Source organism: Abyssibacter sp. (assembly GCF_964229365.1).
GTDB lineage: Bacteria > Pseudomonadota > Gammaproteobacteria > Nevskiales > OUC007 > Abyssibacter.
The window spans coordinates 61,663-80,976 of sequence record NZ_CAXRDQ010000006.1; the positions used below are offsets into that span (position 1 = coordinate 61,663).

13 protein-coding genes are annotated in these 19,314 nt (G+C 64.8%); 4 read left to right on the forward strand and 9 right to left on the reverse strand.

Translation table 11 applies throughout. The features are described from left to right. Window positions 1-45: 45 nt before the first annotated feature. From ACE1EY_RS01175 to ACE1EY_RS01185, 3 genes are all read right to left on the reverse strand, one after another. Window positions 46-387, reverse strand: coding sequence for a hypothetical protein (locus tag ACE1EY_RS01175; RefSeq protein WP_370299246.1), 342 nt, complete (start codon window positions 385-387; stop codon window positions 46-48). A gap of 82 nt (window positions 388-469) precedes the next feature. Continuing rightward, window positions 470-1,339, reverse strand: a complete 870-nt coding sequence (gene ubiA, locus ACE1EY_RS01180) for a 4-hydroxybenzoate octaprenyltransferase (RefSeq protein ID WP_370299255.1) — start codon at window positions 1,337-1,339, stop codon at window positions 470-472. Window positions 1,340-1,359: 20 nt separating this feature from the next. Beyond that, the gene (locus ACE1EY_RS01185; RefSeq protein WP_370299247.1) at window positions 1,360-2,091 is read right to left on the reverse strand and encodes a DUF4197 domain-containing protein; all 732 of its coding nucleotides are present in this window, start codon (window positions 2,089-2,091) and stop codon (window positions 1,360-1,362) included. A gap of 154 nt (window positions 2,092-2,245) precedes the next feature. Between ACE1EY_RS01185 and typA the strand changes: the two genes are divergently transcribed. Then, complete coding sequence (typA, locus tag ACE1EY_RS01190) at window positions 2,246-4,063, forward strand: translational GTPase TypA (RefSeq protein ID WP_370299248.1); 1,818 nt, start codon at window positions 2,246-2,248, stop codon at window positions 4,061-4,063. A gap of 40 nt (window positions 4,064-4,103) precedes the next feature. Here the strand turns inward: typA and ACE1EY_RS01195 are convergent, their stop codons facing one another. From ACE1EY_RS01195 to ACE1EY_RS01205, 3 genes are all read right to left on the reverse strand, one after another. Next, window positions 4,104-4,430, reverse strand: coding sequence for a TfoX/Sxy family protein (locus ACE1EY_RS01195; protein WP_370299249.1), 327 nt, complete (start codon window positions 4,428-4,430; stop codon window positions 4,104-4,106). 68 nt (window positions 4,431-4,498) lie between these two features. Further along, the gene (locus ACE1EY_RS01200; RefSeq protein ID WP_370299250.1) at window positions 4,499-6,019 is read right to left on the reverse strand and encodes a SulP family inorganic anion transporter; all 1,521 of its coding nucleotides are present in this window, start codon (window positions 6,017-6,019) and stop codon (window positions 4,499-4,501) included. A gap of 228 nt (window positions 6,020-6,247) precedes the next feature. Then, window positions 6,248-7,582, reverse strand: a complete 1,335-nt coding sequence (locus tag ACE1EY_RS01205; RefSeq protein ID WP_370299251.1) for an amidohydrolase family protein — start codon at window positions 7,580-7,582, stop codon at window positions 6,248-6,250. A gap of 91 nt (window positions 7,583-7,673) precedes the next feature. Here ACE1EY_RS01205 and ACE1EY_RS01210 point away from each other — a divergent pair, with 91 nt between their 5' ends. Further along, window positions 7,674-8,309 carry a GNAT family N-acetyltransferase gene (locus tag ACE1EY_RS01210; RefSeq protein ID WP_370299252.1) on the forward strand — a complete coding sequence of 212 codons (636 nt, stop codon included), beginning with the start codon at window positions 7,674-7,676 and terminating at the stop codon, window positions 8,307-8,309. 114 nt (window positions 8,310-8,423) lie between these two features. Here ACE1EY_RS01210 and ACE1EY_RS01215 read toward each other — a convergent pair whose 3' ends face one another. Together ACE1EY_RS01215 and ACE1EY_RS01220 are read right to left on the reverse strand one after the other, a co-directional pair. After that, window positions 8,424-15,518, reverse strand: a complete 7,095-nt coding sequence (locus tag ACE1EY_RS01215) for a 5'-nucleotidase C-terminal domain-containing protein (protein WP_370299256.1) — start codon at window positions 15,516-15,518, stop codon at window positions 8,424-8,426. Between the two features lie 200 nt (window positions 15,519-15,718). After that, on the reverse strand, window positions 15,719-16,864 hold the full coding sequence (locus tag ACE1EY_RS01220) for a cellulase family glycosylhydrolase (protein ID WP_291513691.1): 1,146 nt from the start codon (window positions 16,862-16,864) through the stop codon (window positions 15,719-15,721). 106 nt (window positions 16,865-16,970) lie between these two features. Between ACE1EY_RS01220 and ACE1EY_RS01225 the strand changes: the two genes are divergently transcribed. Then, window positions 16,971-17,957 carry a hypothetical protein gene (locus ACE1EY_RS01225; protein WP_291513690.1) on the forward strand — a complete coding sequence of 329 codons (987 nt, stop codon included), beginning with the start codon at window positions 16,971-16,973 and terminating at the stop codon, window positions 17,955-17,957. Window position 17,958: 1 nt separating this feature from the next. After that, the gene (locus ACE1EY_RS01230) at window positions 17,959-18,366 is read left to right on the forward strand and encodes a DUF1499 domain-containing protein (protein ID WP_291513689.1); all 408 of its coding nucleotides are present in this window, start codon (window positions 17,959-17,961) and stop codon (window positions 18,364-18,366) included. Window positions 18,367-18,410: 44 nt separating this feature from the next. Here the strand turns inward: ACE1EY_RS01230 and ACE1EY_RS01235 are convergent. After that, a partial coding sequence (locus ACE1EY_RS01235; RefSeq protein ID WP_370299253.1) for a peptidoglycan-binding protein occupies window positions 18,411-19,314 on the reverse strand: 904 nt, incomplete at its 5' end.

Sequence of the window (19,314 nt, forward strand, 5' to 3'; positions counted from 1 at the left end):
TGAATCAGTCGGTGCGCGACGGCACCGGTCCGGTTGGGGGAGAACTCAGGTGATTGGCGGCCTCAACTGCGTGCGGCTGCGATGGATAGGCGCATATTGCAGGCACTCGGTGGTGCCCTCACCATGCGCCACCGTCAAATTCAGCGACATCTCGGACGGGATCGCCACACCACCACTGCACAGGTGGAGATGGTGGTGGTGTTCGGAATCGCTGTCGGCGTCGTGATCGACGCTCACCGTCATCAGGTGATCGCGCACTTCCTCATGCGTCATCTGCCCGCCGTCGACATGCGCCACGGATTCGGGAACGCCCGCCATCACGCGTGTCCACGCCACGATCAGCAGCAGCGCAACAAGCCAGGTGGATGGGCGACGAGACGAGGACATTCGATGCGGGATTCGATGCAGTCAGGCGATGGGAACGCCGCTCAGCTTAGGGAAGCGCCGACGGAATTGCACGGTCACGGCCTCAAACCACGACGGCTTGCGGCCAGGTCTCCAACAGCAATCCGACAAAAATCACCGCACCGAAGCGGTGATTGTCCAGAAACGCCGCGAAGCAGGCGGCGGGGTCACGATGGCGGATCTGCCATTGCTGATACAAGGCCAGGGCTGCGGCGACGCCCAGCCCGGCGTTGAACCAGAGTCCGTAGTCTAGCGACAGCCCGAGCATGAACAGCACCCACAAGGTGGTGAACTGGAGCAGCGCGGTGATCACCCGGTCCCCTCGCCCGAACAGGATCGCAGAGGATTGCACGCCGATGGCCAGGTCTTCCTCGCGGTCTGCCATCGCATAGAACGTGTCGTAGGCAATGGTCCATAGAACATTAGCGAGGAACACACCCCAGGCGACCCAGGCCACCGTGCCGGTTTGCGCGGCGAACGCCATGGGAATGCCCCAGGAGAACGCGATGCCCAAATGCGCCTGCGGCATGGAATGCCAGCGCTTGGCGAGCGGATACGAGGCGGCGATGAGCACCGCCGGCACCGACAGCGCGATGGTCAGCCAGTTGGTCTGCAACACCAGCGCGAAGGCTATCGTGGCCAGCAGCATGAACAACGCGACGCCTTCCCAGCGGCGCACGCGGCCTGCCGCGATCGGGCGGTCAGCCGTCCGCTGGACATGCGGATCGATATCGTGATCGGAGACGTCGTTGATCACGCAGCCCGCGGAGCGCATCAGCACCACGCCGAGCACGAAGATCAGCAGGATGCTGCGGTCCGGCGGACCGTCGGCCGCAATCCACAGAGCCCACAGCGTCGGCCATAGCAACAGCCAAACCCCGATGGGCCGATCCAGCCGCATCAGCGCGGCGTAGTCAGCCAGCTTTTGGCGCAGCAACCGCATCGCGACCCGGCTCAGCTGGAACCGAAGACTTCGCGCAGAATCTCGGTGGTGCGCTGGGCCGGATTGTCGCGAATCCGCTTCTCCTCGGCGGCGACTTCCTTGAACAGCGAATCCAGCGCCTGCGAGGTGATGTAGTCATCGAGATCAGGCACGTCCTGGCCGGCCATGGCCATCAGCGGACCCGCCTTCTTCACCAGCGCCTTGTAGTCCTGGGTGACGCCAACCTTCTGCGTGGCATCGATCACCAGCGGGTGCAGTTTCTGGTACAGCGTGTCACCAGCATTCGCGCGAAAGTATTGCGTGGCGGCATCGTCTGCGCCCTGCACGATCTCCAGCGCATCGGCCACGCTCATCTGGCGCACCGCATCGGCCAGCAGATCCGCGGCCTCCGGCACGGCCTGTTCCGCCGCGCGGTTCAGGGTCAGATGAAACTCGTCGACCAGATCCCCGGCGCCGAGCTTGGTCAGCGTCTCGCCCAGGCGCTCCACGCCGCGCGGCAGCGGAATCCGTGCCTGGTCGTTCTCCCAGAAACCATTGGTGCGCCCCAGCGTATTCACCGCCGTGCGTGTGCCCTCGGCCAGTGCCTCGCGGATGCCCTTTGCCGCGGCATCGGCGGTCAGCGGTGCGGCGGCACTGGGCGCATCCTCCGACTCACCGCCAAGCAAGCCTTCCAGCCAGTCGGCCCAACCGGCGTTGGCGGTGGTGGCGGTTGCCAGTGCCAGGATGAAGATGAGTCGGCGCATGTCAGGCCTCGCTGCGAATTCGGAGCGCTACCTTAGCGTGGCGCAAGCCGCGATGGCGACACCACCATCGAATGCCGCATCGCAACAAAAATCGTACGCAAGTCTTGCGACATCGATAGAATTGCGCGCCTTTATCTCCTGCAGCACCCATCCCATGTCCGTCGCCAATCTGCGAAATATCGCCATCATTGCTCACGTCGATCACGGCAAGACCACGCTGGTCGATCAGCTTCTGCGCCAGTCCGGCACCCTTGCCGAGCGCGGTGAACAGCGCGAGCGGGTCATGGATTCCAACGATCTGGAGCGCGAACGCGGGATCACGATCCTGTCGAAGAACACCGCGATCCGGTGGAACGACAACCGCATCAACATCGTCGACACGCCAGGACACGCCGACTTCGGCGGCGAGGTGGAGCGCGTGCTGTCCATGGTGGATTCGGTGCTGCTGCTGGTCGATGCCGTCGACGGCCCGATGCCGCAGACGCGCGTCGTCACGCAAAAGGCCTTCGCGCTGGGCCTCAAGCCCATCGTCGTGGTCACCAAGATCGACCGACCCGGCGCACGCCCCGACTGGGTTATCGACCAGGTCTTTGATCTGTTCGACTCGCTGGGCGCCACCGACGAGCAGCTGGACTTCCCGATCGTTTACGCCAGCGCGCTTAACGGCTACGCCAGCGAGGACGACAGCGTCCGCGACGGCGACATGACGCCGCTGTTCCAGACCATCATGGACAAGGTCTCGCCGCCGGATGTCGACGCCGACGGTCCGTTCCAGATGCGCGTGACGACGCTGGACTACGACAGCTACGTGGGCATCATCGGCATTGGCCGCATCCAGCGCGGCTCCATCGGCCCGAGCAAGCCGGTCGTGGTCGTCGACCGCGACGGCAAGACGCGCCGCGGCCGCGTGCTCCAGGTGATGACCTATCTGGGGCTGGAGCGCGTGGAATCGGACCAGGCCTCAGCCGGCGACATCATCGCCTTCAGCGGGCTGGAAACGCTGGACATCTCCGACACGCTTTGCGACCCCGAAAAGCCGGAGGCACTGCCGGCGCTGGCCGTGGACGAGCCGACGATGAGCATGACCTTCGAGGTCAACAAGAGCCCGCTGGCGGGCCGCGAGGGCAAGTTCGTCACCAGCCGTCAGATCAGGGACCGGCTGGACCGCGAGCTCAAGCACAACGTGGCGCTGCGCGTCGAACAGATGAACGATCCGGACAAATTCAAGGTGTCCGGCCGTGGTCAGCTGCATCTCGGGATTCTGATCGAGAACATGCGCCGCGAGGGCTATGAGCTGGCGGTGTCACGCCCGCAGGTAATCACCCGCCAGGCCGACGGCAAGACGCTGGAGCCCTGGGAGCAGGTGACGGCGGATGTGGAATCCGAACACCAGGGCGCGGTGATCCAGGCCCTGCAGGAACGCGGCGCCAGCATGCAGAACATGACCCCGGATGCCACCGGCCGCGTGCGCCTGGAATTCCGCATGCCGGCGCGCGGGCTGATCGGCTTTCAGACCGACTTCCTGTCGATGACCAGCGGCACCGGACTGATCTACCACGTCTTCGAATCCTTTGACGAGGCCAGCGCGCAGGGCGTGGGCCAGCGGCACAAGGGCGCGATGATCTCCAATGGCGACGGCAAGTCGCTGGGCTACTCGCTGTTCAACCTGCAGGAACGCGGCCGGATGATGATCGGCCCCGGCGAAACCATTTACGAAGGCCAGATCGTCGGCGAGCACAGCCGCGACAACGACCTGGTCGTGAACCCGCTCAAGGGCAAGCAGCTCACCAACGTCCGCGCATCCGGCACCGATGAGAACATCATCCTCACCCCGGCGATGAAGCTATCGCTGGAACAGGCGCTCGAGTGGATCAACGATGACGAACTGGTCGAGGTCACGCCCGAGAGCGTGCGCCTGCGCAAGCGTTACCTGAAGGAACACGAGCGCAAGCGCGCCGGTCGCCCGAGCTAATCCATCAACTGACTGCTGGTCGGCCCCGGACCGGGGCCGATCAACGCTGAGCGCTGCGCAACGCGGCCTCGAATGCCCGACGCGCCCAATCGGCCGCGAGTGCCGGATCGTCGTGAATCTCCTCCGGTGCGAGGTGATACGACATGCGCACGATGCGCCCTCGCTGTGGGAACTCAAAAGCCGGCAGGTCACGCGCTTCGAATGCCGGCCTGCTGAGGTCGTCGACCTTTAGATAAAGCGTATCGTCGGCCACGAGACCGAACATCAGCCCGGCGTGGTAGATGCCATGGCCGCCGAACATGCGCCGCGCAGCAATCGGCCCGAACTCGGCGAAGACCTCGTTCAAGTAGTCGACGTATTCGCTCATGTCCCGGCGCTCCGTATCGCTGTGATCCGGCGCAGTATCACCGATGCAGTCGACGATCACGTGGCCGATCAGGCCAGCGCGTCGTCCGCCACGCGATAGCGCGGGTCTTCCTTGTAATCGACCTCGATCATCTTCTGGGCCTTGTCGAGCAGCTGCACGCAGTCCGGGCTCAGGTGCCGCAGCGTGAGTCGCTTGCCGGCGCGGTCATACCGCTCGGCCAGCGCGTTCACCGCCTCGATGGCCGAGTGGTCCATGAGCTTGGCGCCGCGAAAGTCGATCTCCACCTCATCCGGGTCATCAGCGGGCGAGAACTGCTGCTGAAAGTCGGTCACCGATGCGAAGAACAACGAGCCCTGCACGTCATAGATCTTCCGGCCGTTGGGCGCGATGCTGGATGTCAGCCGCACCTGCTTGGCGTGCTCCCAGGCGAAGACCAGCGCCGAGACGATCACACCGGCCACGACTGCAATCGCCAGATCGGCTATCACCGTGACGCCTGCCACCAGCAAGCCGATGAACACGTCGGCGCGGGGCACCTTGCCGAACAGGCGGAAGCTGCCCCACTCAAAGGTCTTCTCGGCGACGACGAACATCACGCCGATCAACGCGGCCAGCGGAATCCGCTCGATCAGCGCCGAGCCAAACAGGATGAAGGACAACAGGAACAGCGCGGTGGCGATGCCAGACAAGCGATGCAGCGCACCGTTGTTCACGTTGATCATGCTCTGCCCGATCATCGCGCAACCGCCCATGCCGCCGAAGAAGCCGGTGACCACGTTGGCTGCACCCTGGGCGGCGCATTCACGATTGGCGCGACCACGGGTGTCGGTCATCGCATCAATCAGGGTGAGTGTCAGCAGCGATTCGATCAGCCCGATGAAAGCGAGAATCAGCGCATAGGGGAAGATGATCTTCAGCGTTTCAAGATTGATCGGCACCATCGGGATGGAGAACGCCGGCAGGCCGCCCTTGATCGAGCCGAGATCGCCCACGGTCTTGGTGTCCACGCCAAACCCGATGACCAGTACCGAGGTCGCGACGATCGCCACCAGGGTGGCCGGCACCGCCTTGGTGAGTTTCGGCAGCAGGTAGATGATCGCCATGGTCAGTGCGATCAGGCCGGCCATCAACGCGACCGGCCCCGGCGCCATCCAGCTCGTGCCGCCAGCAGGCGTGGCGACCTTGAAGTGCTGAAACTGCGCCAGGAAAATCACGATCGCCAGCCCATTCACGAAGCCCAGCATCACCGGATGCGGCACCATGCGGATGAACTTACCCAGGCGCAGAATGGCCGCCAGCAACTGCAGGATCCCCATCAGCACGACCGTGGCGAACAAATACTGCACGCCATGCTCGACGACCAGTGCCACCATCACCACGGCCAGCGCGCCAGTCGCGCCGGAGATCATGCCCGGCCGCCCACCGAACGCGGACGTGATCAAAGCCACGATGAACGCGGCATAGAGACCGGTTAGCGGCGAGACCTGCGCGATCAGCGCGAAGGCAATGGCCTCGGGCACCATGGCCAGCGCGACGGTGAGCCCGCTGAGCAGGTTGGTCTTGAGTTCGGTCGGCGTGATGTTCAGCAAAATGGGCTCCGTTGACACAACAGCGAGGTGCCCACGACGACCGATCAACCGGCCGGACACCCTTGAATTTCGGGTTGAGATGCGCCCCGTCAGGGAACGTCAGCGCGGTAGTGCGTGACCCGGCCTTGCGCCGGACTTGCCACGAGGCACGCGGGTCTTGCTCGCGGCCTCTGCGGCTCAAAGCACCGTTGTGCGCCGCAACATTGTCCGTGAACTCAGCGCGGGCGTCTACCCGGCGGCGTTCGGAGTCGACGTGTTCTTGGTCGCTTTGGCGGACGGCGCAGCCGGTGTCGGCGCTTTGTAAATGACGCCGTCCTTCATCACGAATCGCACATCGCGCAACACGCCGACATCACTGAGCGGATTGCCCGGCACGGCGATGATGTCCGCGACCATCCCCTGCTCCAGCGCACCCAGTCGATCTTCCTGCCCGAGCACGATCGCCGGGCTGACCGTGGCCGAACGGATCGCATCGGCCGGGGGCATGCCGGCGGCCACCATGTAGACAAATTCCCAGGCGTTATCGCCATGAGCTGACACGCCGGAATCGGTCCCGAACACAATCTTCACGCCCGCCTTGTAGGCCCGGGCAAACGTGTCCTGGATCTTCGGGCCAATGGCGGCCGCCTTGGGACGGACGACGTCAGGGAAAAAGCCGTCGATATGCGATTTCTCCTCCACCCATTTGCCGGCGATGATCGTCGGCACGTACCAGGCGCCGAAGCGCTTGAACAGATCGATCGCCTCTTCGTCCATGTAGGTGCCGTGTTCGATGGTGGTCACCCCGGCACGGATTGCCCGCTTCATGCCTTCGGCGCCATGCGCATGGGCGGCGACATGAAACCCGTAGTCCCTGGCGGTATCGACGATGGCCGCGATCTCATCCTCGGTGAACTGGGCATTCTGGCCGCTGGACGCCACCAACAACACACCACCGGTCGCGGTGATCTTGATCAGATCCGCGCCGTCCTTGTAACGCTGGCGAACGGCTTGGCGCGCATCCGCCACCCCATTGATCACCCCTTGCTTCGGTCCCGGATCGCCCTGCAGGTCAGCGCGCATGCCGTTGGTGGGATCAGCATGACCACCCGTGGTCGCGAGCGACTTGGCCGCGGTAAAAATGCGCGGGCCGTCGACCAGCCCGGACTGGATTGCCCGCTTCAGCGCTACCGAAACGTTGTAGCTGTCACCCAGGTCGCGCACCGTCGTGAAGCCGGCCAGCAACGTGCGCTCGGCGTAGACGGCCGACTCCAGGGCGATGTCCGCCGCATCCACGTGGAATTCCTTGAGATAGGTGTCCGGTCCGAACTCGCCGGTCAGATGCGTGTGCATGTCGGTCAGGCCGGGCAAGCAGGTCAGACCCTCCAGCGTCCGCGCATCGCCCGGCTCCGCCCCTGGCTCGACGGACGCGATCTCGCCATCTGCGACGGTGATCAGCACGTTGCTCACCGCCCTGCCCCGGCGCACATCGATCATCGATTCGCAGAAAATGGCCTCGGCCCAGGCCAGGCTCGGCAACAGCAGAACACCCAACAGCAGTACACGCATGACGGTCAACAACACAGGTTCATGCTCAGGGTATCGCAAAGCGGTTCCACCAGAGCGAGACCGCCAGGCTGCTCATCCATGTGCCACCGGCTTGGACGGACATACCATGGTGGCCGAACATCAATCACCGAGTCAGGCCGTGATCGAACCACCCGTCATCAAGACCCTTTCCGGGCAGGCAGCGTCCGCTCACGCCGACACGCTGGCCCGGCTGCGCATTGAGGTCTTTCGCGAGTGGCCCTACCTGTACGACGGTAGTGAGGCCTATGAGCGCAACTACCTGACGACGTACTTCCAGTGCCCGCAGAGCCTCATCCTGGTGGCTTGGGCCGGTCAGCAGATTGTCGGCGCCTCCACCGCCCTGCCCCTGGCCGACGCGGACCCCGACATGCAGGCGCCGTTTATCCAGGCCGGCTTGTCACTGACGGAGTGGCTCTACTTTGGCGAGTCCGTCGTATTACCGGAGTATCGCGGGCTGGGCCTCGGGGTCGGCTTTTTCGCCGAACGGGAATCGCATGCACTCAGTCTGGGCTTGCGGTACTGCACGTTCTGCGCGGTGGAACGGCCAAACGACCACCCCGCCCGGCCGCGACACTATTTCGGGAACGAGCGCTTCTGGGAAAACCGTGGCTACCTGCCAATGGACCTGCGCTGCCACTTCGGCTGGCCGGACATCGGCAGCGACGCGACGACCGACAAGCCCATGCGCTTCTGGAAACGCGAGCTGCCCGAAGGTGTGTAGAAACGAGAGGCGGCGCTCCCCCGAGCGCCGCACCCTCCGGTCACAAACATCCCCGATTGCGACCGCCCCACTCCCGAGGTTTGGCTAGGCGACTTCAGCCTGCCCGGCGACCGCTTATGGCGCCAGTTCGAAACTGGACAGAATCGGATCGTGATCCGATGCGGCCATCGGGCTGTTCGCGAACTCGATGTTCGTATGCACAATGTCGACGACCGGCGACGCGCTGGCCAGGGCATCCGTCACAAAAATATGGTCCAGCGCCTGGCTGTTGCCGTTGAAGATGAAGGTGTAGCGCTCCAGCTGATCCAGGCCGGTCACGTCGAACAGGTCGCTCAGCACGTTGGATGAATCGTCGGCACCGGCAAGTATCTGCAACGGCTCCTCGAAGGTGAACTCGTTCATGTCGCCCAGCACCACGACATTCGCGTTCGCATCGATGGCCAGCGCGTCATCGACGAACTGGTTGACGATGGCCGTCTGCGCACGACGCTCATCCTCCGAACCGTTCACAAAGGGCTGGATCGCGCCGTTGATCGGCGTACCACCCCCCTTCGATGAGAAATGGTTGTTCACCACGACGACGCGGTGACCGTTAAAGTCGAAGGCGGCTGCCAGCGGTTTGCGAGCGCCGGCAAACGCGGTGTTGCCGGGCTCGATCAGACCCGGGTTGAAGCTGAGACCGACCACGCCAGCGTCGTTCTGCGGCAGGGTGGAGTCGTTGCCGGTACCGGCGGTGCCTGCCACCAGCGTGACCCGCGCGGCGTTGTAGAGGAATGCCTGTCGGATGTTGCCGCCCGGCTGGCCGCCGTTGGTCTCGGCCACCGCCGGAGCGACTTCGATGGCGGTGTAGGTCGGGCCGCCCGCGTCGACAATGGCCTGGACCAGCGCGCCGAGCGTGTCGCTGGCAGACACGACGCCATCGTTGATCTCGGCGCCGGAGTTGTCCTGAACTTCCTGCAAACCCACGATGTCCGGCGTTGCCAGCGCCGTCACGATCTGGTTGGCGATGGCGCCAAAGCGGCCATCGCCCGCGTCATCGTCGACCTCGCCGGCATCCATGTCGTCAACGTTGGCGACGTTCTCGACCACGGGGTCCAGATTCAGCACGTTGTAGGTCGCGACAGTTAGCTGGTTTCCGGTAGAACCGATGCCAGTGACCTCGCTCATCTGGTTTGCCGAGATCACCGCAGGCAGGGTGGTCGGCACCATCTGGAACTCGCCGAAGTCATAGCCGAGCACGCCGGTCACGACGCCATCGAACTGGTCACCCACGTTCACCGAAGGCGTGTCGCCGGAGAAGAAATCCCCGTCAATCTGAATCTGCATGCGCTCCGGGTTGTAGTCCACACCCCCATCGCCCTGATCCAGGCGCGACACGACGCCACCGGGCAGGATGTCCAGGCTCAGACCACCTCGGGCATTGATGCCTGTCGCCCCCGTCCCGGCGTCGGGCACGATGAAGATCTCGCCGAAGCGATTGGTTCCGGAGATTGCCATCGGGTTGGTCACGGCGATCTGCATGGCCTCGAGCGACTCATAGAAGTCCAGGCCATCGGCATCCGGATCAAACGTGGTTTCCGACGGTTCATCCACACGGCCCACCGTGTCGTCATCAATGATGGTGGTCGACGGAATGATGCGGTCGTTGCCACCAGCCAGACCAACCGTGGTCGGCGTGACGCTGGTATTGGTGAAGGGGTTGGCGATCTCCACCTTGGTCGACAGCGAAATCTGCGTGGTCGACAGGTTTCCGGTGCTGACGCCGCCCGGATAGAACTCGCTCACCGTGCCGTCAACCTCCAGCACCTGGCCAACCTCGGCATCGGTGCCGAACTCGAAGACGAAGATCGCATCGGACGTCGCGGAATCGCCGTCGCCATCCGGATCCTGTAGATAAAAGCCGACAAAATCGACACCCGTCACGATGCCCTGGGTTCGCACGGACTCACCGACCAGCGTAGACGCATGGCCGGCACCCTGAATGGCGGGGATGGCGACCAGCGGCACTGGCGGCGGCGGGGTGGAGTTGGACTCACCCGCCGTCGGGTTGTCGCGGGTTTCGAAGGCGCCGCCATTGCCGGCCCCGCCCGCGCCATCGTGACTGCGCGCGATGGACGCCGTGTCCGACGACTCGTTGGCCTGCACACCATCGCTGGAGAACACCGCCAGAAGCCCGGCGGCGTCCGAATCATTGGTTCCGTAGACCACGGAGTCGATCAACCCCGTGGTCGTGGCCGCGGTGTCATTCGGGAAGTCCTCACCATTCCCCGCATAAAGCGCCACGGCATCGGCGCCGTTCTGCAGCCAGAACGTGCGCGAGATGACGATATCGGCGCCACCGGGCGTATCCGGCCCGCCGATGACGAAGAATCCGTTCTCGTCAGTCGCAAAGCCATCCAGATCGATGGCGCAGGGCTCCGGTGAGTTGCCGGCGCAATACGAAAGATTGTCGCTGCCGTTGAACAGCACCACGACCAAGCCATCCAGCGGCGTATTGCCCAGCCCGCCATCGAACAGCTCGATGAACTCGGCGGTTTCGTCACCGGGGCCATCCGCGTCGATCTCGTTGATCAACACGCGGGCGGTGAAGCCGTCCAGAACCGCGTCGTCGCGCTGCGCCAGATTCTGGATGCGCAGGTCGTCGGCCGCCTCGACATCGGCATCCGAAAACGCCGCGCTGGCATCGGGGAAATTCGCCGCAAGATACTCGGCCAGCGCATCTTGCTCGCTGTTGTCCGGAGCGAAGGTTGCGGTGCCGGTGGTCGCAGCGTCGTCGCCTGCGGTGATGTCCACCCGGTCGGCCGCGCCTAGCGAGTCGAACGGGTAGCCGTCACCACCACCAGCAAGAAAGTCCAACGTCACCATGCGGAAGGTCCGGCTGGGATCGCCCACCAGTTCACCCTCCGAGACGACCACGTCGGAGACCGTTTCCGGCCCGGCGCCATCGGCGTCCAGAACGATCAGCGACTGCAGACGCATCCCGTTGCCCGCACCGGCTGTATCCCGACCCTCGGCCGCAGGGTCGAAGCTGAACTGAATGCCGCCGACCTGCGGAAAGCGGCCCTGGGTCACGGTGCCGACATCGGCGAACCCGATGCCGTACTCGAGAATGTCCTTCAGCTCAGCAGCGGTGACCGTGACCAGGCTCAGGCCGTTGTTGAAGCTCAGCGCATTACTGATATCGAACTCGCTGATATCACCGTCTTGCTTGCCTGCAGCCGGAATCGCAGCCGGCGGCGTGCGCTGGGCATCAGCCGGATCGTTCGTGCCCGGTGGCTGGGTCACCTCGCCGATATCGTCGCGAATGCCACCGCCGTTCTTGATCGAGATCGTCGCACGCGCGTCCACCGCCTGCGCGGCGGCGAGGTTGGCGTCGGCCGTCAGATTGCCCAGGTTGGTTTCTTCGGTACGCACCGAGCCGCGAACCCCGTTCAGGTAAACCGACGTATTGCCGAAGATGTTCGACTCGCGGGCGATCAGCACATCGGACACCGCATCGACAATGCTCTGCACGCCGGCGTTCGGACTGGGACCGCCCACGGCAACTACACCGGCGTCATCGGTGGCATAGGCACCGTTGACCGCGTCGTCCAGGGTGTCGAGAGACAGCACGCCATCGGCGCTGAAACCGGCGACGAGCTGACCGACATAGCGGTAATTGCCGTCGGTGTTCACGACCAGCACTGGCTCGCTGGAGGCCGAGCTGTATTGCAGCGGGTAGTCATCCACGGCGGTATCGCCCGCGCGCAGGGCATCGTTGCTGTCGGCAAGCAGCGTGTTGGAACCACCGGCGACGATGATGTCGACGCCGTCCAGCCGCGTGGCCAGGGCCTGCTCGATGGCGATCTGCTGCATGTGCGCCAGCAGGATCACCTTGTTGATGCCGGCATCGGTCAGGGCAGTCACCGTCGGCTGGATCTCGGCGGCCAGCGCATCAAGGTCGTCGCTGTTGGCCGCGTTGAAATCCATCGGCGCGATGCCAACATCGCCGGGCGAGGAGATCGTGCCCAGCGTCGGCGTCGTCGCACCGACAACACCGATCTGCTCACCGCCTATCGTGATCACGACGCTGCCGGCGATGCTGTTCGCCTGCGGGGCCGAGCCATCGGCGACGACCAGACCGGCCAGGTTGGCGTCCGGCGCAAAGTCGAGGTTGGTCGACAGGTAGGGAAAGGCCGCGCCCGGATAGCTGTTGCCGTCATCCGAGTTCATCGCGACCAGTCCGGCGACTTCGCCGGTGCCCAGATCGAACTCGTGGTTGCCGAAGGCCGAGGCCTGAAAACCCATGGCGTTGGCGATCAGGATATCGGCCCGGCCACCCTGCCCGGAGTCTGGCAGACCCAATGCCGCAGCGAAGTCCGAGGCGTTCGATGCCGAGTAGAACGGGCCGGGAATATAGTTGTCGCCCGACAGCAGTTTCAGCGTATTGGCGTAATCGTCTTCCAGCGCCGACAGCACCGCCGAGAAGCGGGGCGCGTCGTCGATGGCCGGACCGCCGGCCTCGAAATCCGCCGCGTGCAGCAACTGCAGCTGGAAGCTGGCACCTGCGATCAGCGGATAGGCATCGTCCACATCCGCCACGCCGTCGCCATCGTCGTCGGTGTCGCTGACATCGGGCTCGCCGTCACCGTCGGTGTCGGTGGCTTCGGATTGGGTCGGGTCGTTGGGGAAGCCGTCGTCGGCATCGCTCACGCCATCACCGTCGCTGTCACCGTCCAGCACGCTGTCCGTGCGCGCTGAAACGTACTGGATGCGCGTATCGGCCGCTGGCTCGACATCGGCGGTACCGAAGGCATTGCTCGCATCCGGATAGGTCGCCAGCAGGTATTCGGCCAGCGCGTCCTGCTCGCTGTTGTCGGGCGCGAACACTGCCGGACCCGTGGGCACCTCTTCGCCGGGCTGGGTGATGTCCAGGCGATCGGGAGCCGACAGGCTGTCGAAGGGATAGCCGTCGCCACCGCCGGCAAGAAAGTCCAGCGTCACCAGACGGAAGCTGCGATCGGGGTCGCCGACCAGCTCGCCGTTCTTGACCACGACGTCACCGGCCGTCCCTGCGCCGGCCCCATCGGCATCCAGCACCACCAACGACTGGATGCGCATGCCCTGCCCCGCGCCCGCGATGTCACGGCCGGCCGCTGCCGGATCGACGCTGAACTGGATGCCGCCGACCTGCGGGAAGCGGCCCTGGGTCACGGTGCCGACGTCATCGAAGCCGATTGCGTATTCCAGGATGTCCTTGAGTTCTGCCGCGGTCACCGTGACCAGGCTCAACCCGTTGTTGAAGCGCAGCGCGTTCTGAATGTCGAACTGGCTGATGTCGCCCTCGGCCTTGCCGGCGGCTGGAATCGCCGCCGGAGGCGTGCGGACCGCGTCGGCCGGATCATTGGTGCCCGGCGGTTGCGTCACATCACCGATGTCATCGCGAATGCCGCCGCCGTTCTTGATGGAGATCGTGGCGCTGGCATCCACCGCCTGCGCAGCCGCCAGGTTCGCATCGGCCGTCAGGTTCCCGAGGTTGGTTTCCTCGGTGCGAACCGATCCACGCACCCCGTTCAGATACACCGCCGTGTTGCCGAAGATCGCGGATTCGCGTGCGATGAGCACATCCGATACGTCTTGGGCAATCGCCGCCACTTCCGCGATCGGCGCGGGATCCCCAAGATCGGCCACACCCTGCGCGTCGGTGGCGTAGGCACCGGAGAACACCGGATCGATGGTGTCCAGCATCAACGCACCATTGGCGTCGAAACCGACGACCAGGCGTCCCACGTAACGGTAGTTGCCGTCCGTGTTGACCACGGCCACCGGCTCGCCGGAGCCCGAGGTGAACAGCTTGGGATAGGTGCCGGCCGCAGTGTCGCCGGCGCGCAGACGGTCGTTCGCGTCCGCAAGAATCGTGTTGGAGCCACCGGCGACGATGATGTCCACGCCGGACAGCCGCGAGGCCAGCGCCTCTTCGATGGCGATCTGCTGCATGTGCGCCAGCAGAATCACCTTGTCGATGCCGGCGCCGGTCAGGGCGTCGACGGCAGGCTGAATGCTGTCGGCCAGATCATCCAGGCTGTCCGAGTTGGTCGCGTCGAAATCCATCGGACTGATGACGACGTCGCCGCCGGGGCTGGAGATGGTGCCCAGCGTCGGCGTCGTCGCACCGACAACACCGATCTGCTCGCCGTCGACGGTTATGACCACACTGCCCGCAATGCTATTCGCCTGCGGCGCCAAGGCGTCGTCGGCGACCAGGGGACCGAGATCCGCGTCAGCCGCAAAGTCCAGGTTGGCGGAGAGGTACGGGAAGGCTGCACCCGGGTAGGTCTGCGCCTCCACGCTGTTCTCAGCGATCACGCCGGCCAGCACGGCCGGCCCCAGGTCGAACTCGTGGTTACCCAGAGCCGAGGCCTGGAAGCCCATGGCGTTCATGATCAGCATGTCCGCCCGCCCGCCCTGACCGGAGTTCGGCAGGTTCTGTGCGGTTGCAAACTGTTCGGAGTCCGACGCCGAGAAGAACGGCCCCGGAATGATCACATCGCCCGACGACAGCGTGATGCTGTGCTCCGGCATTTCACCACGCAGTTCGCTGAGCACGGCGGAGAATCGCGGCGCATCCTCAACCGCCGGACCGCCGGCCTCCATGTCCGCCGCATGCAGTAGCTGCAACGTGAAGTCGGCGAGGTTGACCAGTGTCGGCGCCGTGGGCAGCGCGGCGACAAAATCCGACAGTGACGAAGTCAGGCCGCTGACCGTATCGCTCGCCGCGTTCACACGGATGTCGGTCAAGGCCTGCAACGTGCCGTCGCCCAGCAACTTGGCGATAACCAGGGAAGACTCGTCGGTGCCCGCTGGTAACGACGATGCGTCGTAGGGCACGGTGATGCGCACCGGGCGTTGGAACTGCGTGCCGTCCGGGCCGATATCGATGATCGGGCCAGCCGTCCCTGCGGGGGCTGCGCGGGTGGCGACGTCCAGCGTCACCGTCGCGTTGGCGGGCAGCGCGTTCTCGTCGAGATCGATGGATGCACCGGCGCCGGGCTGGCCCGTCGGAATCGTCACGGTGCCGCCGTTCGCGGCGTTGACGGGCTGGCTGACTCCGGTCATCGGAGTCTCGGCATCCTCGTCAATGGTGATGGTTGTGGGGTCTCCACAAGCCGCAAGAACCAGAAGCAACGCGAAAGGCAGCGCGCGCAAACCGCGCATCGAAAGTGCATCCATCACAGTGTTCGTCTCCCTGAAACCATGGCGCAGCGCGCGGCGGCGCGATGCGATCTGGTCGGACGCTAAGGACGCTCTGTGACTCGCGGGTGACGAACGTTTAACAGTTTTGTTTCAGGCCGTGATGGCGGGCCGCTGAGGCACGGTCGCACCACCACCCACAGAACCGGTTGGGCCGGATTGGTCGCGAAATGCGCGTATCAGAGACCCAGCGCGTCCAGCATGGACGGGTCGAACACCTGAGCGCCGGCTTGGGTTCGGGTGATAGAAAACTCCCCCGCATAATCCCAGACGGTCCAGCCGAACCCCGCCTCTTCGATCAACCGCCGGCTATCCCCGAGCCAGCGCTCCCGGTCGGCCGGCGATGCCAATTCGATCACGCCGAATTCGGTGCATTGCGCTGTCACCCCGTGGCGCCCGGCCCACTGCTTGACCATCTGAATCCGCGTTCGCAGCTTGCCGGTGTCCCAGCGTTGTTGACCGTAATGCTCGACATGCGAACGGGCACCGGCATCCGCTTTGGCTGCCGCCGCTTTCACCGCGTCCGGCGAACTCGGAAACGGCAGATCACGCATGCGCCGCCACATGTCCCAGCCCCAGCTAGCGCCCTGATGAGTGAAGTTGTGCGGAGTGTAGAAGTGAAACCCGTAGATGACGTTGCCATCGGGCAGCGGCGCCAGCATGGTCAGATCGGTGGGATCGGAAAAATGCGCGCCGGTGACGATAATGCTGTGATCGGGCGCCGCCTCACGAATCGTTTCCACCAATCCGCGTTGCAACCGACCCCAGGCCCAGGGGTTCTCGGTTTCCGGCTCGTTGAGCACTTCCAGCGCCAGCCGGTCTTCCGGAACATCCGACAAGCCGCGCGCGAGCTGCGCCCATTGCGAGGCGAATACATCCACCGCGCCGCCGCTGGCAAACAGACGCTTCTTGGCCTCCGAATCCATCTGCATGACCACGATGATCGCAAGGCCGGCGTCCATCACCGCAGCGATGTCCCGCTTCAGTCGCGCGATTTCGGAGCCGCGCAACACGCCAGGCCGCTCGGCCTCGAACACCCGAACCGGGTCCACGGGCAGGCGCACATGAGTGAACCCTGCCTCGCGGATCCCGGCCAGATCAGCCGCCTCCAGCGCGTGGCGTGAACGAATCACCGGGTTGGGGGCCGGTCCCGTCCACCAGTGAGACAGGTTCACCCCGCGCTGGAGCGCTGTGACCAGGGCCGGGCTGGGCGTGTCCGCGCCGGCGTCGAAACGCTCGCAGGCGGTCATCAGCAACAGGCCTGCGGCCAATAGCGGTAGAGCCCGAACATGCGCGCCGGGGCGGAAGAAACGAACAATTCCCATCGGAGTTCCAAGTGTGCGAAGTCAGGCACCTGCCTGTTCATTGTGCACAACATCGACACCAGCCGGCTGCTACACTGCCGGCCATTGCTGGAAGCGCTTGATATACATGAAACAAATCGTCTGGGCTCTGGGGGCGGCCGCGATCGTGACCTCGACCGCGCACGCGGAATGGCGTTATCTCATTCTGAATGAACCGCTGGATCAGCAGGTGCGGGAGAAACGTGCCGAACCGGTCCAACCACCGAGCAGCTTCGGCAACCGGGTAGACGACGTGCTCGACATCGTCATGAACGGTTCGGTGCGCGGCCAAGCCGAGGTCATCGTGACCGCCGACGGCAAGACCTTGATCTCCGGCGACGGTGCCCGTCTGGCCGGCCTGGGTTTCGGACCAGGCGATGACGTCCCGCAGACCGGCTATTTCTATCCGCTGGCTGACCTGCGACCCGCCGTGCAGGCCCGGGTGGCGAGCGGGCAGTTGCGTATGCAGACGGGCATCGACCCGGCGCTGCACCGTACGCCGGGCATTAGCCGCTCGCAGAGCCGGCCCGCGGTGGCGCCCATCGTCGATTCGACTCCCGGCTTTGAAACCCGCCCGCTGCCGACAAGCCCGGCGCTGCTACCGGCGCTGCCGCCCGCACAGCCGCTGACCCCGGCTGCATCGGCCTACGCTCAGCCGCCAACACCGCAGCACAGCTTGCCGTGGCCGGATGCCCTGAATGCACCGATGCCAGCCGCGTCGACGGCATCAAGATCGTCACAGGAAGAAGTCATGATTGCCGTGGACGGACAACCGCGCGGCGTGGTGATAGCGCGCATCGGAGCGGGCGGGCAACCGCAGCTTGCGGTGGGCGACTTGCAGGCGCTGCGGCTGCCCGTGCCGGCTGCCTCCGTCGACCGAGGCTACGCCGTACCCGGCGATCTGGCGCAAACCTACGAAACCCAGTACGACCCAAGATCTGCCGAACTGCGGCTGTCGACACGGCAACCGGACCGCTGGTACCTCGCCGATGGCGACGGCAACGAAGCGACTGGCTGTTCCGCCACCGGACCGCGGTCCAGGCCAGGGCCACGGTCGAGGCGCGGAGACTGCTGATATGCCGCTGCTTAAGCTAGCCGGCCCCCGCCCGAAATCCCTGGGCGTTGATGATGGGCAGCTGGCCCCTTGCCCACGTGCGCCGAAATGCGTGTCGTCGCAGGCAACCTCGCGGCGTCATGCCATCGCGCCGCTGCCCATGCGCGGTTCGGTGCAGGCCAGCATGCAACGGTTGGTGGATTTGCTACTGGAATGGCCCGAAGCCGAACTAATCACCGAGCAGCCGGGTTATCTGCACGCCGAGTTCACGACGTCGCTACTCGGTTTCGTTGACGATGTGGAGTTTGCACCGGCCCCGAACGAAAACGTGATTCACGTTCGTTCCTGTTCCCGGCTGGGATATTCAGACCTGGGGACCAACCGTTCGCGGGTCGAATCGATTCGCGACGCGTACATCAACACCGACTAGCCGGCGCCGCGTCACGCACCCGGCAAAAACCTGCGCGCCCTGGCTTAGACAACGCCCAGCGAGCGCACCGTCTCCATGTTCAGGTAGCGGTCCACCGGCAGGCCATTGGAGCGCTGGTAGGCATTCACCGCCTCCATCGTCCGACGACCGAGCACACCGTCGACCGCGCCCGGATCAAACCCACGTGCGCTGAGCGCCTGTTGCAGACGCCGGATCGCGTCGCGGGTCATATTGGTCTCGCACAAAACCGGGCGCCATTCCAGCCGGGCTTGCTCCACCAGTTCTTCCGTTTCCACCGTCCCGAACTGTGCCGGTACGTTCACGCGCTGAGCCTGAGCGGGCTGCACCACCCGCTGCACGGGCACGTTGCGGACCTCGGCGGGCACATGCACTCGCTGGACTTCGGCTGGCTGGACCATCACCCGACGAGTGACCGTCTTGTACTGCGCCGGCTCTTCGACCAGACACATGATCTCGCCGGTCGCGTGGTCGATGCGTTCGACAGGCCCGCGGCCACGCTTCCAGACCGTCCGCGCCGGCCGAACCAGCACGCGCTCGGTCACGTCGCGGAACTGTGCCGGAACCGACCGCATCTCTTCGTAGGCTTCACGCACGACAACCGGCCGAGATTCGGTCACGACCTGTGCAGGCTGCGTGACCAGCCTTTCATAGCCCGGTGATGTTTCGACCTGCTGGCGCACGGTGCGGTACTGCGCCGGTTTGCGGACCAGCGCATAACATTCGCCAGCACGCGCCGCCGGCATCGGCGGAATCCCGGTTACCGAGTAGCGATCAGCCTGGTTTGCAGCAGGCAGAATCGGGCTGGCAGGACGCATATCGGCCACCTGCATGGGCTGCCGAACGATGTCCTCGCGTCGGTAGGCGACAGGCTGGGTTGTGCGGGCCGCCACCGGCGCTTCGCCGCCGGCCAGATGGCGGTCGAAAAAC

Bases quoted from the DNA above. Each gene is read 5' to 3' on its own strand.
- typA (WP_370299248.1), top strand. From the start codon at position 2,246: ATGTCCGTCGCCAATCTGCGAAATATCGCCATCATTGCTCACGTCGAT.
- ACE1EY_RS01230 (WP_291513689.1), top strand. From the start codon at position 17,959: ATGCCGCTGCTTAAGCTAGCCGGCCCCCGCCCGAAATCCCTGGGCGTT.
- ACE1EY_RS01210 (WP_370299252.1), top strand. From the start codon at position 7,674: ATGGTGGCCGAACATCAATCACCGAGTCAGGCCGTGATCGAACCACCC.
- ACE1EY_RS01215 (WP_370299256.1), bottom strand. From the start codon at position 15,518: ATGGATGCACTTTCGATGCGCGGTTTGCGCGCGCTGCCTTTCGCGTTG.
- ACE1EY_RS01195 (WP_370299249.1), bottom strand. From the start codon at position 4,430: ATGAGCGAATACGTCGACTACTTGAACGAGGTCTTCGCCGAGTTCGGG.
- ACE1EY_RS01175 (WP_370299246.1), bottom strand. From the start codon at position 387: ATGTCCTCGTCTCGTCGCCCATCCACCTGGCTTGTTGCGCTGCTGCTG.
- ACE1EY_RS01225 (WP_291513690.1), top strand. From the start codon at position 16,971: ATGAAACAAATCGTCTGGGCTCTGGGGGCGGCCGCGATCGTGACCTCG.
- ACE1EY_RS01220 (WP_291513691.1), bottom strand. From the start codon at position 16,864: ATGGGAATTGTTCGTTTCTTCCGCCCCGGCGCGCATGTTCGGGCTCTA.
- ACE1EY_RS01185 (WP_370299247.1), bottom strand. From the start codon at position 2,091: ATGCGCCGACTCATCTTCATCCTGGCACTGGCAACCGCCACCACCGCC.